The 15,831-nt window shown below is 69.6% G+C and carries 14 protein-coding genes and 1 pseudogene; 6 read left to right on the top strand and 9 right to left on the bottom strand.

Annotated elements, in window-relative coordinates; all coding sequences use genetic code 11:
* The first annotated feature begins 33 nt into the window (after window positions 1-33).
* From OHB04_RS21015 to trxA, 5 genes are all read left to right on the top strand, one after another.
* Complete coding sequence (locus tag OHB04_RS21015; RefSeq protein WP_326808022.1) at window positions 34-2,145, top strand: protein kinase family protein; 2,112 nt, start codon at window positions 34-36, stop codon at window positions 2,143-2,145.
* Between the two features lie 52 nt (window positions 2,146-2,197).
* Window positions 2,198-3,016, top strand: coding sequence for an RNA polymerase sigma factor SigM (gene sigM, locus OHB04_RS21010; RefSeq protein WP_326689249.1), 819 nt, complete (start codon window positions 2,198-2,200; stop codon window positions 3,014-3,016).
* Entirely contained in the window at window positions 3,013-4,113 is a 1,101-nt protein-coding gene (locus OHB04_RS21005) for an anti-sigma factor family protein (RefSeq protein ID WP_326808021.1), read from the top strand. Before sigM ends, OHB04_RS21005 begins: the two co-directional genes overlap by 4 nt.
* A gap of 106 nt (window positions 4,114-4,219) precedes the next feature.
* Entirely contained in the window at window positions 4,220-5,206 is a 987-nt protein-coding gene (gene trxB / locus OHB04_RS21000) for a thioredoxin-disulfide reductase (protein WP_326689247.1), read from the top strand.
* An 83-nt stretch (window positions 5,207-5,289) separates the two neighbouring features.
* Entirely contained in the window at window positions 5,290-5,619 is a 330-nt protein-coding gene (trxA, locus tag OHB04_RS20995) for a thioredoxin (RefSeq protein WP_326689246.1), read from the top strand.
* Window positions 5,620-6,041: 422 nt separating this feature from the next.
* Here the strand turns inward: trxA and OHB04_RS20990 are convergent, their stop codons facing one another.
* From OHB04_RS20990 to rpmH, 9 genes and pseudogenes are all read right to left on the bottom strand, one after another.
* A complete protein-coding gene (locus tag OHB04_RS20990; protein ID WP_326689245.1) occupies window positions 6,042-6,662 on the bottom strand; it encodes a GNAT family N-acetyltransferase in 621 nt (206 codons plus the stop codon).
* 83 nt (window positions 6,663-6,745) lie between these two features.
* Window positions 6,746-7,975, bottom strand: coding sequence for a ParB/RepB/Spo0J family partition protein (locus OHB04_RS20985; RefSeq protein ID WP_326689244.1), 1,230 nt, complete (start codon window positions 7,973-7,975; stop codon window positions 6,746-6,748).
* Window positions 7,972-9,069 carry a ParA family protein gene (locus OHB04_RS20980; RefSeq protein WP_326689243.1) on the bottom strand — a complete coding sequence of 366 codons (1,098 nt, stop codon included), beginning with the start codon at window positions 9,067-9,069 and terminating at the stop codon, window positions 7,972-7,974. The genes OHB04_RS20985 and OHB04_RS20980 overlap by 4 nt, the downstream gene beginning before the upstream one ends.
* 230 nt (window positions 9,070-9,299) lie before the next feature.
* Entirely contained in the window at window positions 9,300-10,061 is a 762-nt protein-coding gene (rsmG, locus tag OHB04_RS20975; protein ID WP_326689242.1) for a 16S rRNA (guanine(527)-N(7))-methyltransferase RsmG, read from the bottom strand.
* Window positions 10,058-10,558 (bottom strand): Jag family protein, encoded by a 501-nt coding sequence (locus tag OHB04_RS20970; RefSeq protein ID WP_326689241.1) that lies wholly within the window; start codon window positions 10,556-10,558, stop codon window positions 10,058-10,060. Before OHB04_RS20970 ends, rsmG begins: the two co-directional genes overlap by 4 nt.
* Before the next feature lie 20 nt (window positions 10,559-10,578).
* On the bottom strand, window positions 10,579-11,811 hold the full coding sequence (yidC, locus tag OHB04_RS20965; protein WP_326808020.1) for a membrane protein insertase YidC: 1,233 nt from the start codon (window positions 11,809-11,811) through the stop codon (window positions 10,579-10,581).
* Between the two features lie 3 nt (window positions 11,812-11,814).
* Window positions 11,815-12,105 carry a membrane protein insertion efficiency factor YidD gene (gene yidD, locus OHB04_RS20960; RefSeq protein ID WP_326689239.1) on the bottom strand — a complete coding sequence of 97 codons (291 nt, stop codon included), beginning with the start codon at window positions 12,103-12,105 and terminating at the stop codon, window positions 11,815-11,817.
* Between the two features lie 59 nt (window positions 12,106-12,164).
* A pseudogene (rnpA, locus tag OHB04_RS20955) lies at window positions 12,165-12,530 on the bottom strand (ribonuclease P protein component); the annotation flags it as partial.
* Window positions 12,531-12,554: 24 nt separating this feature from the next.
* Complete coding sequence (gene rpmH / locus OHB04_RS20950) at window positions 12,555-12,692, bottom strand: 50S ribosomal protein L34 (RefSeq protein WP_326689238.1); 138 nt, start codon at window positions 12,690-12,692, stop codon at window positions 12,555-12,557.
* Window positions 12,693-13,121: 429 nt separating this feature from the next.
* Between rpmH and dnaA the strand changes: the two genes are divergently transcribed.
* Complete coding sequence (gene dnaA / locus OHB04_RS20945) at window positions 13,122-15,104, top strand: chromosomal replication initiator protein DnaA (RefSeq protein ID WP_326808019.1); 1,983 nt, start codon at window positions 13,122-13,124, stop codon at window positions 15,102-15,104.
* Window positions 15,105-15,831 lie beyond the last annotated feature (727 nt).

Raw genomic sequence — 15,831 nt, 5'->3', positions numbered from 1 at the left:
ACGGCCGCTACGGATGGGGAGGCAGGAACGACGGTGGCGGAACGGAGCACAGCCGCTGTCGACGTGGCCGAGACCGGCGGGGAGAACGGCGACCCGCTGAACGCCCGGCAGGACGGGGCCACGAGCGACGGTGCGACGGACGCGACGAACGGGCACAGCCGGGACGCCGAAGCCTCGCAGGAGGCCCCGGCGGACCCCACCGACATCGACGACGCCGCAGACCCCACCGGCCCTGCCGACGAGGCGGCCGACTCTTCCGACGAGGCGGCCTCCCTGGACGAGGGGCAACCCGAAAAGCCCAACGCCGAGGCAAAGGAAGAGGCCACGGTGAAGACCGAGGCAGATGCCGACGTCAATGCCACTGCCGGTTCCGAGAAGACCGACAGGGCCGAGAAGACCACCAAGACCGGAAAAACAGAAAAGCCGGCGAAGAACGGGCAGAAGCAGGCCAAGCCACAGGCCAAGACGCAGGAAGCCGCGCCCGGAAGCGAGCCCGCAACAGGGATCAAGACCCCCGCGGCGGGGACGAAGGCCGAGGCGGCGGCCTCCGAGCAAACCGCCACTTCTGAGGAAGAGTCCCCCGCACAAGAGGCGCCCGAAGAAGAACCCCCCGAGCTGCACAGCGGCCACAAGCTCGCCCGCCGCTACCGCCTCGAGGAGTGCGTCACCCGGCTCGACGGCTTCAGCAGCTGGCGGGCGGTCGACGAGAAGCTGCGCCGCGCCGTCGGCGTGCACGCCCTGCCCGTCGGCCACCCCCGCGCCCGCCAGGTTCTCGCCGCCGCGCGCTCGGCCGCACTGCTCGGCGACCCTCGCTTCGTGCAGGTCCTCGACGCCGTCGAGGAGGGCGACCTCGTCTACGTCGTCCACGAGTGGCTGCCCGACGCCACCCCCCTCAACGAGCTGCTCGCAGCCGGGCCCCTGGAGCCGCACGAGGCGTACCAACTCGTCAGCCAGCTCGCCCAGGCCCTCACCGCCGCGCACCGTGAGGGGCTGGCCCATCTGCGGCTGACCCCCGCCTGCGTGCTGCGCACCGGCATGGGGCAGTACCGCATCCGCGGCCTGGCCGTGAACGCGGCGCTGCGCGGCGTCTCCAGCGACCACCCACAGCGCGACGACACGGAGGCCATCGGCGCGCTGCTGTACGCCTCGCTCACCCAGCGCTGGCCCTACGAGGAGGACGCGCACGGTCTGCCCGGCGTGGGCACCCTCGCCAAGGGCGCGCTCGTGGCACCGGAGCAGGTCAGAGCCGGAGTGCACCGCGGCCTGTCCACGCTCGCGATGCGCGCCCTCGTCAACGACGGAGCGACCCCCTCCCGCCAGGAGCAGCCCTGCGCCACTCCGGAGGAGCTGTCCAAGGCGGTCTCCACGCTGCCGCGCATCCGCCCGCCGGAGCCCTCCTTCACCCCGCCTCCGCCGTACCAGCGCACGGCCTACCAGCAGGGTGCTTTCTCGGCACCCGGCGCGGCGGGCAACGGCGGCGTGCCCGGCGGCACCGCCGCCGGAGCCGGTGCCGAGCCTCCGGCTCCTCCCACCCTGCCGGGCCGCACCGGCAAGATCCTCAAGTGGGGGGTCTCCGCGTTGCTGATCGCCGCGCTCGGGCTGGGCAGCTGGCAGGTGGCCGACGCGCTGCTGAAGGGCGAGCCGACGACCAAGGACAAGGCCAAGCCGGCTCAGAGGCACGACACGTCCCAGGCCGGCAAGGTCATCAAGATCGACGATGTGAAGGACTTCGATCCGGAGACCGACGGCTCGGAGAACCCGGACAGGACCGGTGACGCCGTCGACGGCAAGTCCGGCACCTACTGGCTCACGAAGCACTACATCGGCCGTCCCGACTTCGGCAACCTCAAGTCAGGCGTCGGCCTCATCCTCGATCTCGGCAAGACCCGGGAGGTGAGCCAGCTCAAGGTCGACTTCATGGGCAAGACCTCGGCGAGCTTCCTGGCGGCACCCCGCAGCGTCACCAACACACCCTCGGCGCTCAACAGCTTCAGCAAGGTCACCAGCGGGTCGGGGGAGCACCTCCGCCTCAAGGCCAAGAAGCCCATCAAGACGCGATTCGTACTCCTGTGGCTCACCAAGCTCCCACTCTCCGAGGACGGCAACTACCGTGGGCGCGTCACGGAGGTCCAGGTCCTCAGTTGAGACCGCGGACACCGCTCCGGCCGCGGGCGCGGCGGAGCAAGGGGAGGGGCTGATGGCGAGCGACGACGCGACGCGCCGTCCACCGCGCGCGGAGGGCGCCGCCGACGACGGCACCCTCCCGGGCGAAGACCCCCACCACCGGTCCGACGACCCCGAGCACCACCGCTCCGACGACCGCGAGCTGCTCGCCCGTCATGTCGCCGGCCACCCCGACGCGTTCGGGGAGATCGTCCGCCGCCACCGCGACCGGCTGTGGGCCGTCGCGCTGCGCACCCTCGGCGACCGCGAGGAGGCAGCCGACGCCGTGCAGGACGCCCTCATCTCCGCCTACCGCGCGGCCCACACCTTCCGGGGCCAGTCCGCCGTCACCACCTGGCTGCACCGCATAACCGTCAACGCCTGCCTGGACCGCACCCGCAAGGCCGCCTCCCGCCGTGCCACGCTCACCGACGACACGGAGCGGCTGGAACAGCTCCTGGAGCCGCACGAGTCCGCCGCCGTCCCGGCCGAGCGCGAGGATCTGCACCGGCAGGTGATCGGGGCACTCTCCGAGCTTCCCGTGGAACAGCGCGCGGCACTCGTCCTCGTCGACATGCAGGGCTACCCCGTCGCCGAGGCGGCCGAGGTGCTCGATGTGGCCGTCGGCACGGTCAAGAGCCGCTGCGCGCGGGGCCGCGCCCGCCTTCTCCCTCTCGTCGCGCACTTGTGGCACCGGACCGGCGGAAGCGCCGACGACAAGGACGAGGGCGAGGGCGGTGGGGGAAGGAACCGGACTCAGGGGACATCCGTCCCAGCTGCGAGAGACGTTCCGCGGGACGCGAGGCAGGACACCACAGGACCCGGCGCCGTGAAGGGAGGGGGGCAGGCATGACATCCACTCCTTTCCCCGGCGGGACCTCGGGGCGGGACGGCAACTCCGGACCGCACGAGCACGAGGCACACCCCGAGGCGCTCGAGGCGCACCCCGAGGTCGAAGAGCTCTCCGCGCTGAGCGAGGGGATCCTCCCCGTCGAACGCCAGACAGAGCTGCGCGCCCACCTGTCCGAGTGCGAGCTGTGCGCCGACGTCCACGCCTCGCTGGCAGACATCCGCGAGCTGCTCGGCACTCTTCCGGGCCCGGCACGTATGCCGGAGGAGGTGGCCAGCCGCATCGACGCCGCCCTCGCGGCGGAGGTGCTGCTGGATGCCACGACGCCGGACGGCGAGGGTGCCGCTGTTTCACGTGAAACAGCCATCTCCGAGAACGCCGTTTCACGTGAAACAAGGCCGGCCAGTACAAGGCCGACCCCCAAGGACCGCCCCGCCGGACACGCCCCGGCCTCCACCGGCCCAGGCTCCACCGGCCCAGGACGGGGCCGTCCCGGCGGACGGCGCCGGCGCTGGCGTACCGTCACCCTCGCGGCAGCGGCCTCCGTCGTAGCGCTCGGCCTCGGTGGCATCGCACTCCAGAGCTTCACCGATCAACGGTCCGTGGAGGTCAGCTCGGGCGCCGCCGACGACGCGCGACGCCAGGCCCCCAACACCGCACCAGACACCACCGGTTCCCCCGACACGGGCGGCAGCAGCGACGACCAGAAGCTGCGCCGGCGCGTACAGCACCTGCTCTCCGGCCAGAAGACGACGACGCCCACCGAGAGCGGCGAGGGGACCGTCCGCCCGACCGGCACTCCGACCCTGGACACCAAGCAGAGCCCCGGCGGCGAGAACAACACCCTCCGCGACGACCGGGCCGGAGACGCGGCGGTCGTCCCCTCCTGTGTGCGTGACGGCATCCACCGTACGGAGGTCCCGCTCGCCTTCGACCCCGACGCCACCTTCGAGGGCCACACGGGCTATCTGGTCGTCCTCCCGCACAAGGGCGGTGATCCACGGCGTGTGGACGCCTATGTGGTCGACCCCTCCTGTGTGAGCGCCGAGCGTTCGGGTCCCGGGAAAGTACTCATCAAGCGGACGTACCCGCGCGGGTGACACGCCCTGGCGGCACGGGAATGTCTGCCCCGTAGGATCCGTTGGACGGGGTGCAAAGCCTCGGCAGAAGATCCCGGTAAGCAGTCGGCAGACAAGGAAGACTCCCGTGAGCGACGTCCGCAACGTCATCATCATCGGTTCGGGCCCGGCCGGATATACGGCTGCGCTGTATACCGCCCGAGCGTCGCTGAAGCCGCTGGTGTTCGAGGGTTCCGTCACGGCGGGTGGCGCACTGATGAACACGACGGAGGTCGAGAACTTCCCCGGGTTCCAGGAAGGCATCCTGGGCCCCGAGCTGATGGACAGCATGCGCGCCCAGGCCGAGCGCTTCGGTGCCGAGCTGATCCCCGACGACGTCACCGCCATCGACCTGTCGGGCCCGGTCAAGACCGTCACAGACTCCGCCGGCACGGTCCACCGCGCCAAGACCGTGATCGTCTCCACCGGCTCCCAGCACCGCAAGCTGGGTCTGCCCATGGAGGACGAGCTCTCCGGCCGCGGTGTGTCGTACTGCGCCACGTGTGACGGCTTCTTCTTCAAGGGCCAGAACATCGCCGTCATCGGCGGCGGCGACACCGCGATGGAAGAGGCGACCTTCCTCTCCCGCTTCGCCGACTCGGTCACCATCGTCCACCGCCGCGACACCCTGCGCGCCTCCAAGGCGATGCAGGAGCGGGCCTTCGCCGACCCGAAGATCTCCTTCGCCTGGAACAGCGAGGTCGCCGAGATCCACAGCAAGGAGAGCAAGCTCTCCTCCCTGACGCTGCGCGACACCGAGAACGGCGAGACCCGCGAGCTGGACGTCACGGGCCTGTTCGTCGCCATCGGCCACGACCCCCGCGTCGAGCTGTTCAAGGGCGTCCTGGCCATGGACGACGAGGGCTACCTCAAGGTCGACGCACCCTCCACCCGCACCAACGTCCCCGGCGTCTTCGCCGCGGGTGATGTGGTCGACCACACCTACCGCCAGGCGATCACCGCCGCCGGCACCGGCTGCTCCGCGGCCCTGGACGCCGAGCGCTTCCTCGCCGCCCTCACCGACGCCGACGCCGAAGAGACCCCCGAACCGGAGAAGACCGCAGCCGCCGTCTGACGGGACGCACACCCGGGCGTCCGATCCTCTCCCCGTACGACCCACTCCCCAGCAGCACCAACCCACGAATGAGGAGAAGCACCATGGCCGGTGCCACCGTTACCGCGACCGACGCAGACTTCGAGGACGTCGTCCTCAACAGCGACAAGCCCGTACTGGTCGACTTCTGGGCGGCCTGGTGCGGCCCCTGCCGTCAGATCGCCCCGTCCCTGGAGGCCATCGCCTCCGAGAACACCGAGAAGCTGACGGTCGTCAAGCTCAACATCGACGAGAACCCGGCCGTGGCGGCGAAGTACGGCATCATGTCGATCCCGACCATGAACGTCTACAAGGGCGGCGAGGTCGTCAAGACCATCGTCGGCGCCAAGCCGAAGGCCGCCATCGAGAAGGACCTCGCCGAGTTCATCGGCTGAAGAGCCACTCCATCGGCACGGCGCTGGGGGCGCGGTTTCACGTGAAACCGCGCCCCCAGTCGTATGCGGAGCCTCCCCAGCCGCAGCCTGTCGCAGGCCAATCGCAGCCCAGCGGCAAGCGCGAGAACTAGTGCCGTGACCGGCAATGTTTGCCCGGAAGGAGCGTCGTCGTGGGGGCACCGCCCGCGCGAGCGGAGCCGAGCGTGGGGGAGCGTGCGATCGCAAGGCGGCCGGAAGCCCTTGATCGGGGCCTCCCCTGCTCTGGGGGCACCTCCCGGCCGAAGGCCGGGGGAGAAGCTGAGAGCTTGGGGAAGGAGCTACCAGGGCTTTTCGCCAACACCGCTGGGGGCACCCCCTGCTCGGAGAGCTCGGGGGAGTGCGTGCCGGACGACGCGACAGGGCAAAGCTTGCCGGGAGGGGCACTAGAGCGGCCTCAGCGCCGGCTCCTTACCGTGGACGGCGCCCAGCAGTTGGTCCAGCGCTCGTTCCATGTCCTCCCGCCAGGAGACCGTCGAGCGGAGCTCCAGTCGCATGCGGGGATGGCGGGGGTGGGGCCGCACGGTCTTGAAGCCGACGGCCAGCAGATGGTCGGCCGGCAGCAGACAGGCCGGCTCCCTCCACCGGGCGTCCCCGAACGCCTCCATCGCCTTGAAGCCCCGCCGGAGCAGATCCTTGGCGACGGTCTGCACGATCACCCGCCCCAGCCCCTGCCCCCGGAACTCCGGCAGGAGGAACGCGGTCATCAGCTGCACAGCGTCGGGGGAGACAGGGCTGGTGGGAAAGGCGAAGGATCTCGGCACATAAGCCGGCGGCGCGTACAGCACAAAGCCCACCGCTGCCTCGTCCACATAGACGACCCGCCCGCAGGAGCCCCACTCCAGGAGCACGGCCGAGATCCACGCCTCCTTCTCCAGGTCCGACCGCCCGGCCGTCGCCGCGGCCTCACCGCTGACCGGATCCAGCTCCCAGAACACACAGCCGCGACAGCGCTTGGGCAGATCGGAAAGATTGTCCAGCGTGAGCGGAACGAGCTGTCGCCCCATGGATCCATCGTATCCATGGGGCGACAGCTCGGCGGTGCCATTTTGGGTTGTGGGCGCACACTCTGTGGTGTGAGCGCTGCCCGTTACGACTCCTCGTCGGCGTCGTCCTCCGTGAGCTTCTGCTCCAGGACCCGGCCCTCCCCCGGGGCGAGCTGCCCCAGGATCCGCTCCAGGTCATCCATGGAGGCGAACTCGACGACGATCTTTCCCTTCTTCTGACCCAGGTCGACCTTCACCCGGGTCTCGAAGCGGTCCGAGAGCCGACCCGCCAGATGATTCAGCGCCGGGGAGACCCGGGCCCCCGCCCGGGGCCCCTTGGACTTCGGCGTGCTCTTGGGCGTGGAGCCCATCAGCGTGACGATCTCCTCGACCGCCCGCACCGACAGCCCCTCGGCCACGATCCGGTGGGCGAGCTTGTCCTGCTCCTCGCCGTCCTCGACCGACAGCAGCGCCCTGGCATGCCCGGCGGAGAGCACCCCCGCCGCCACCCGCCGCTGGACGGAGGGGGAGAGCCGCAGCAGCCGCAGGGTGTTGGACACCTGGGGGCGCGAGCGCCCGATACGGTCCGCGAGCTGGTCGTGGGTGCAGTTGAAGTCCTTGAGCAGCTGGTCGTAGGCGGCTGCCTCTTCCAGCGGGTTGAGCTGTGCGCGGTGCAGGTTCTCCAGCAGCGCGTCCAGGAGCAGCTTCTCGTCGTCGGTCGCCCGGACGATGGCCGGGATCCGCTCCAGGCCGGCCTCCCGGCAGGCCCGCCAGCGGCGCTCGCCCATGATCAGCTCGTAGCTGTCGGGCCCGATCTGCCGTACGACGACCGGCTGGAGCAGTCCCACCTCCTTGATGGAGGTGACCAGCTCGGAAAGCGCGTCCTCGTCGAAGACCTCACGCGGCTGACGTGGGTTGGGGGTGACCGCGTCCAGCGGCACCTCCGCGAAGAACGCCCCGGCCACCTCCTCGACAGCTGCCCCGTCGCCCGCTGCGTCGGGCCCCGGGCCGGCACCGTCGGCGCTCTTCGCACCCGCACGGTCCTCCCCGGCAGTGTCCGCCCCGGCGGCGGTCCCGTTCGCTCCGGCTCCCTGCTCCGTTTCACGTGAAACGGCCCGGCGATCCCCGTTCGGCGCCTGGGTCAGCCCGGCGACCTTGGCCGCCGCGACCCCCCGGGAGCCGGCGTCCGGGGTGAAGACGGGGACGGCGGTGGGGGAGGTGGATCCCTGCGACTGGCGTTCGTCCTCCGACGCCTCGACCGTGTCCGTACCGCTCGGCGCTGCCGGGATCAGCGCACCGAGCCCTCGCCCGAGACCCCTACGTCGCTCGCTCACTGAGTCCCCTCCGCCATGGTGCCGTGCTGCTGTAGCTGTTGTTGTTCCTGCTGGGCCTGCTCGACATGGGGGTCGCGCAGGGCGATCTCCCGCGCCGCCTCCAGGTAGGAGAGCGAACCGCTTGAGCCCGGGTCGTAGGTGAGCACCGTCTGCCCGTAGCTGGGAGCCTCGGAGATTCTGACCGAACGGGGGATGTTGGTCCGCAGGACCTCCTTGCCGAAGTGACTGCGCACCTCCTCCGCCACCTGCGAAGCCAGCCGCGTCCGCCCGTCGTACATGGTCAGGATGATCGTCGAGACGTGCAGCTGCGGATTGAGATGCCCTCGCACCAGCTCGACGTTGCGCAGGAGCTGGCCGAGGCCCTCCAGCGCGTAGTACTCGCACTGGATCGGGATCAGCACCTCGGCGCCGGCGACCAGCGCGTTCACCGTCAGCAGGCCGAGTGAGGGCGGGCAGTCGATGAGGATGTAGTCCAGCGGCTGCTCGTATGCCTCGATGGCCCGCTCAAGACGGCTCTCCCGCGCGACCAGCGACACCAGCTCGATCTCCGCACCGGCGAGATCGATGGTAGCGGGCGCGCAGAAGAGACCTTCCACGTCCGGCACCGGCTGGACGACCTCGGAGAGCGGTTTGCTCTCCACCAGGACGTCATAGATCGACGGCACCTCGGAGTGGTGGTCGACCCCCAGCGCCGTGGAGGCGTTGCCCTGCGGGTCGAGGTCGACGACCAGGACCCGGGCGCCGTGCAGGGCCAGCGAGGCGGCGAGATTCACCGTCGTCGTGGTCTTCCCGACGCCCCCCTTCTGGTTGGCGACAACCATCACGCGCGTCTGTGCGGGCCGGGGGAGGCCCTCACCAGCACGGTTCATCGCCTCGACCGCCTGCTGGGCGGCACGGCCGATCGGGGTGTCATCCATCGGTGGCGGCGTCTCACGTACCGCGTCACCGCGGGGAGCGACCCCACCCGCGCTGGTATCCCCTGGTTCTGAACGGGGACCGGGGACCGGATCGGCCATCGGTCCCGCGATGTTGGCGTCGGACCGCAACGGTTCACTCTCCTCAACATCAGGCTCGCTATGAGCAGAGCCTCCCATGCTTTCGGTCCCGTGAACCAGCGAGCCCCGCTCAGTTGTGGATGAATCCACGTCCCGACGGGGCTCATAGGCGGTATGGGCGCGCGCACCGGCGGCAGCGCGGCCTCTGTTGATGATTCCGTGCAAGAGAGAGCGGCGTTTCACGTGAAACACGATGCATGGGCTCGGTCCACGGAACGCCGCGACACTCCGCTATGTGTAGTTTTAAGAGCTTTTATGGAGTAGCGCCCTCAGCGTCGGCGGTGTCCCCGTGCCGTCCGGCCACCCGAGCGGGCGGCCTTCTCCGCCTTGGCCCGCCGGGCCGCGAACCGCACCCCTCCGGGGCTCTCCCCCACCCGGGCCCGCACCACCGTCGAGAGGGGATCGACGACACCCTCACCGATCTGCTCGACCGTGGTCTCCACGACGCCCAGCTTGTGCAGCGCGTCCCTGGCGGCCCGGACCTCGTCCTCGGCGGTGTCGCCCTTGATCGCCACCATCTCGCCGTAGGGCCGCAGCAGCGGAACTCCCCAGCCCGCCAGCCGCTCCAGCGGAGCCACGGCGCGGGCCGTCACCACATGCACCGGCGTCAGCGAGCCCAGCATCTCCTCGGCCCGGCCCCGCATCACCGTCACATGATCCAGGCCCAGCAGCTCGACGACCTCCTGCAGAAAGGTCGTACGCCGCAGCAGCGGCTCCAGCAGCGTGATCTTGAGGTCGGGCCGCACCAGCGCCAGCGGGATGCCCGGCAGCCCGGCACCCGAGCCCACGTCGCACACCGTCACTTCCTCGGGCACGACCTCGGAAAGCACCACGCAGTTCAGCAGGTGCCGCTCCCACAACCGGGGCACCTCGCGCGGCCCGATCAGGCCGCGCCGTACCCCGACATCCGCCAGCAGCTCCGCGTAGCGCTCAACGTCCCGCAGGCTGTCACCGAAGACCTTGCGCGCCGTCTCAGGAGCGGGCGGAAGACTCGGCTCCTGCTCCTGGGGCTCCCCCGAAAGCTCCGTCACGGGAGAACGACCACGCAGCGCTGCGGCTCCTCGCCCTCGGACTCGCTGCGCAGCCCGGCGGCCTTCACCGCGTCGTGCACAACCTTGCGCTCGAAGGGCGTCATCGGGCGCAGCTTCACCGGCCCACCGCTGCTCTGTGCCTCCTGCGCGGCCTTCGCGCCCAGCTCCGCCAGCTCCTCACGCTTGCGCGCGCGGAACCCGGCGATGTCCAGCATCAGCCGGCTGCGGTCACCGGTCTCGCGGTGCACCGCGAGACGCGTCAGCTCCTGGATCGCCTCCAGGACCTCCCCGTCCCGGCCGACCAGCTTCTGAAGGTCGCGGGACGAGCCCTCGCTGATGATCGATACCGCGGCTCGGTCGGCCTCGACGTCCATGTCGATGTCGCCGTCCAGGTCGGCGATATCGAGAAGCGCCTCAAGATAGTCGGCCGCGATCTCACCCTCCTGTTCCAGGCGGGACAGGGTGTCGGTGCCCTCTGGGGCAGTCGTGTCCGTCACGGCGGGGACTCCTTCGGTGCTCACTTCTTGGACGGGTGCTTGGGACGCTGCGGGCCCTTGCGCTGCTGCCCGGACTTCTTCTGGCCCGACTTCTTCTGGCCCGACTTCTGCTGGCCGGACTTGGCCTGGCCGGACTGCTGCTTCTGGCCGGGCTTCTGGCCGCTCTTCTGCTGCGACTGCGGCGTCTTCTGGCCCTGCTTCTGGCCCGCGCCCGCCTTCTTCTGGCCGGTCGGCGCGGCGTCCTCCACACCCGGTGCGTCGGCCTTCTCCAGCGAAGTGGTGGCCCCGGTCTTCTCCGTGCCCGCCGTGCCGCCCGTCACCGGACCGGTCTGGCGCCGGGACTTGCTCTGCCGCTTGGGCTGCTGACGCCTGGCGCGCGCCGCCTCGACGGCCTCCCGCGCCTCGACCTCCTTGGGGTCCTCCTTCAGCTTGCCCGCCGCGCGCAGCTTCTCCTGGCGCTCATTGAAGGCCCGCGAGCCGGGCGTCGGGTTGCGCTTGATGACGAAGAGCTGCTGGCCCATGGTCCACACGTTGGTGGTCAGCCAGTAGACGAGGACACCGACGGGGAAGTTGATGCCGAAGACGGCGAACATGATGGGGAAGACGTACATCAGCATCTTCTGCTGCTGCATGAACGGCGTCTTCACCGTCAGGTCGACGTTCTTGGTCATCAGCTGGCGCTGCGTGTAGAACTGCGAAGCCGACATCAGCACGATCATGATGACCGTGACCACGCGGATGTCCGTCAGTGAGGCTGCCAGCTCTTGCGCCTTGCCGGCGCTGTCCATGAACTTCGCGGCGATCGGGGCGCCGAAGATCTTCGCGTTACGGGCGCTGTCGACCTGCGACTGGGTGAGCACACCCACCGCCCGGTCGCCCGCGATGTGGTTGAGCACCTGGAAGAGCGCGATGAAGAACGGCGACTGCGCCAGGATCGGCAGGCAGCTGGAGAGCGGGTTGGTGCCCGTCTCCTTGTAGAGCTTCATCATCTCTTCGCTCTGGCGCTGCTTGTCGCTCTTGTAGCGCTCCTGGATCGCCTTCATCTTCGGCTGGAGCGCCTGCATGTTCCGGGTCGACTTGATCTGCTTCACGAAGAGCGGGATCAGGCAGATCCGGATCAGGACCACCAGACAGAAGATGGACAGACCCCAGGCCCAGCCGCTGTTCTCGTCGAAGACCAGGCTGAACAGCGAATGGAACTGGACAATGATCCAGGAGACAGCGGTATAGAGAGGACTCAGGATCGTGTCCACGAATCAGGCTCCTTGGGCGTTGGACTGGGTCCGGTGCTGCTGCCAGCGCGAGCGGATCCGCTGGTGCCATACCGGGTGCTTCCGGGTGGGGACATGGTCGACACCACCGGGCGACCACGGGTTGCAGCGCAGAATGCGCCAGGCGGTCAGCGCCGTGCCCTTCACGGCACCGTGACGGTGGATGGCCGTATATCCGTAGTGCGAGCACGACGGATAGAAACGGCACACCGGCCCGAGCATCGGACTGATGGTCCACTGGTACAGCTTGATCAGCCACAGCAGCGGGAACTTCACTGAGCACTCCCTCCCGGTTCACGGCCGGGGGTCCGGGGGCCGTCCCCCGAGGTCTCACAGCGAGGGGACCCTCCAGGCAGCCTCCGCAGCGCGGCGTCCAGATCACGGACCAGAGCGGAGTGATCCGCCTCTCCCGCGCCGGGCAGCGCCCGTACGACAACCAGGCTACCCGGGGGCAGACCCGGGAGGTGGTCACGCATCAGATGCCGCAGGCGCCGCTTCACACGGTTACGGATCACCGCGTTGCCCACCGCCTTGCTCACGACGAAACCCGCACGTGCCGGGGGAACCTCTTCCCCTGGCGCGTGCGGGTCCGTTCGACTGCGGAGGTGGACGACGAGGAGCGGGCGACCCGCCCTGCGTCCTCGGCGTACCGCGGTCGCGAAGTCCTCGCGCCGCCTCAGCCGGTTCTCGGTAGGCAGCACGTCATGGACCTGTGATCAGGCTGCTCAGGCCGACAGGCGGGTGCGACCCTTGCTGCGGCGGTTCGCGACGATCGCGCGGCCGGCGCGGGTCCGCATGCGCAGCCGGAAGCCGTGGGTCTTCGCGCGGCGACGGGTGTTCGGCTGGAAGGTGCGCTTGCTCACTCGGGGGCTCCAGGAATGCTTCGGCCCCGCGATCTTCGCGGGACGGGGTGTAGGGAGTCGACCGGCTGTCACCGTGCGCCCACGAGTAGCTCGCAACGCCCGAGTGCACCGCTTCCTGACCGAGCGGGTAAACCCGCTGATCTTGCCCATCGGAGGCAGGCGGCAGCAGCCGTCGACAACTCGACCTGGTCACGGTACGCGCGCTTACGCCATCCGGTCAAACCAGTGTCAGCGGGGCAACCCCGCTACTGCACTCGTGCACAGCCTGTGGACAACGACTTGAACGGGGCAGGTCCGCGTGACTACCGTGGCCGAACTTCCCTTCCTTCCCGACCGTCCCGAGAACCACACATTCGTGGGATCTGGTCGGTCACGGAACGACCCGTCATCACGACGATCCGTCATTCAGCGAGTGAGAGAGCGTGCCCCGTGGCTGACCTGCCTGCCGATCTTGCCGCAGTGTGGCCGCGCGTGCTGGAGCAGCTCCTGCGCGAGGGACAGGGAGTGGAAGCCAAGGACCAGCGCTGGCTGCGCGACTGCCAGCCCCTCGTCCTGGTCTCCGGCACCGCGCTGCTCGGCGTGCCGAACGAATACGCGAAGGGCGTCCTGGAAGGCCGCCTCTCGCCGATGATCAGCGAAGCCCTCAGCCGTGAGTGCCAGCAGCCCATCCGCCTGGCGATCACGGTAACCGGCCCCGCGCCCGAGCCCGCCGCCTCCCCGGCCCCCGCTTCCCCTGCCCCATCGGCACCTTCCGCCCCGGGCGGCCCGTCGATCCCGGCCCCCGCCGCGCCTCCCGAGCAGCAGCAGTCCCACCAGCCCCCGCAGCGTGAGGGCGGCTACGACAGCACCTATGACGGATACCAACCGCATGAGTCGTACGACAGCTACGACCAGCGCGGCCAGCACTCCTCTCACAACCAGCCCGGACAACCCGGGCAGCACAGCCAGCCCGGCCAGCACGGCCGCGAGCAGTACGAGAACCGCGACCTGCCCGGCGCCCGCAACGCGTACCCGGACTACCCGCCGAACCCCCGCCAGGGCCCGGGCCCCGGTCCCGGCCCCTCTCCCTGGCCGCAGCCGCACGAGCCCTATCCCCCGCAGCACCAGCGCCATCAGCCCTACGACCGCCGGCGCCAGCCGTACGAGCAGCAGCCGTACGACCAGCAGGGCTATGACCAGCAAGGATACGAGCAGCAGAGCTACGACCAGCAGCCGTACGAGACCTACGATCAGCAGCGCCAGCGCCACCGTCCGCAGGTGCCCCAGCAGGGCCGGCCGCCAGGTGCGCAGTACGACAGCCCCGCCCAGCTGCCCGCCCCCAGCGGGGCCCCGGGGCCGCTGGCCGCTCAGCCGGCGCCCGCCACGGGCCCGGGGGAGCCGACGGCGCGGCTGAATCCGAAGTACCTGTTCGACACCTTCGTGATCGGTGCTTCCAACCGCTTCGCGCACGCCGCCGCGGTCGCCGTCGCCGAGGCCCCGGCCAAGGCGTACAACCCGCTGTTCATCTACGGCGAGTCCGGGCTCGGCAAGACGCACCTGCTCCACGCGATCGGCCACTACGCGCGCAGCCTCTATCCGGGCACGCGGGTGCGCTACGTCAGCTCGGAGGAGTTCACCAACGAGTTCATCAACTCCATCCGCGACGGCAAGGCGGACGCGTTCCGCAAGCGCTACCGCGACATGGACATCCTGCTTGTCGACGACGTCCAGTTCCTGGCGGACAAGGAGTCGACGCAGGAGGAGTTCTTCCACACCTTCAACACCCTGCACAACGCCAACAAGCAGATCGTGCTGTCCAGCGACCGGCCGCCCAAGGCGCTGGAGACGCTGGAGGACCGGCTGCGCAACCGCTTCGAGTGGGGCCTGATCACCGATGTGCAGCCTCCGGAGCTGGAGACGCGCATCGCGATCCTCCGGAAGAAGGCGGTGCAGGAGCAGCTCAACGCCCCGCCCGAGGTGCTGGAGTTCATCGCCTCACGGATCTCGCGCAACATCCGGGAGCTGGAGGGCGCGCTGATCCGGGTCACGGCCTTCGCCAGCCTCAACCGGCAGCCGGTCGACCTCGGGCTGACGGAGATCGTGCTCAAGGACCTCATCCCCGGCGGCGAGGACGCCACTCCGGAGATCACGGCCCCGGCCATCATGGCGGCGACGGCGGACTACTTCGGGCTGACGGTGGACGACCTGTGCGGGTCCTCGCGCAGCCGGGTGCTGGTGACGGCACGGCAGATCGCGATGTACCTGTGCCGCGAGCTGACGGATCTGTCACTGCCGAAGATCGGCGGCCAGTTCGGCGGCAGGGACCACACCACCGTGATGCACGCCGACCGCAAGATCCGTGCCCTCATGGCCGAGCGGCGCTCCATCTACAACCAGGTCACCGAGCTGACCAACCGCATCAAGAACGCCTGAGACGGTCCGCGTGCGGCCTCTCGGCCGCTGTCACTCGACGTCTCCGCGTCTGTCACACCGTCCCTGAGCCTCTGTCTCGCGGCCCCTCACCAGCTGCCGCGAGACCCCTCAGCGACCACCGGGCCCCCGGGGAGCAACTCCCCGGGGGCTCTTCGCTGTTCGATTACGGGGGCCGGGGAGGGGTCGGTCCACAGAAATATGGGGTTTCCCGCTTCCACACCCTGGGGACCTTGTCAGTTGTCCCAACTGCGTCCACAACGGGCCCGGCCGGCAGGCGGTTTACCAAGGTCATCCGCCTGTGTACTTGTGGGCGCCCGCCGTCCACAGTGTGTGGAGGGGGAAGCGTGCCCGGCGGCGCGCATCAGCTTGTCCACCGCCCGCCCACAGGCAGAGGCGGCTTTTCCCCAGCTTCTCCACAGACCTGTCCACTGTTCGGCAAGGCAACGCGCCCTCTCACCGGTACGAGTGAAAGCGGTCACACCGAGGGCCAGGATTGGGCTGTGGGAAAGGCGGGTAAAACTGTGGGCGCCGCTGTGGGGAACCCGCCCCGGTCTGTGGGTGGGCTGTGCAGAACTTTCCTGCGTCCACAGAAACCCCTCGTTCCTCCACCGGTCCGCCCACAGGCGCGGTGGACAAAATTCCGGGTCTGAGCTGGGGAAACGCGCTTTTCCACCGTTTCCACAGCCCCTACTACTACGACTACCTATAGAGAGCCCGGAAATCGCTT

The organism is Streptomyces sp. NBC_01775 (assembly GCF_035917675.1).
Taxonomy (GTDB): Bacteria; Actinomycetota; Actinomycetes; order Streptomycetales; family Streptomycetaceae; genus Streptomyces.
This window is presented reverse-complemented; position numbering and strand designations above follow the sequence as displayed.

Excerpts from the sequence above, each read along its gene's own strand:
- OHB04_RS20990 (WP_326689245.1), bottom strand. The coding sequence starts at position 6,662 with ATGGGGCGACAGCTCGTTCCGCTCACGCTGGACAATCTTTCCGATCTG.
- trxA (WP_326689246.1), top strand. The coding sequence starts at position 5,290 with ATGGCCGGTGCCACCGTTACCGCGACCGACGCAGACTTCGAGGACGTC.
- OHB04_RS20980 (WP_326689243.1), bottom strand. The coding sequence starts at position 9,069 with ATGGGAGGCTCTGCTCATAGCGAGCCTGATGTTGAGGAGAGTGAACCG.
- sigM (WP_326689249.1), top strand. The coding sequence starts at position 2,198 with ATGGCGAGCGACGACGCGACGCGCCGTCCACCGCGCGCGGAGGGCGCC.
- OHB04_RS21005 (WP_326808021.1), top strand. The coding sequence starts at position 3,013 with ATGACATCCACTCCTTTCCCCGGCGGGACCTCGGGGCGGGACGGCAAC.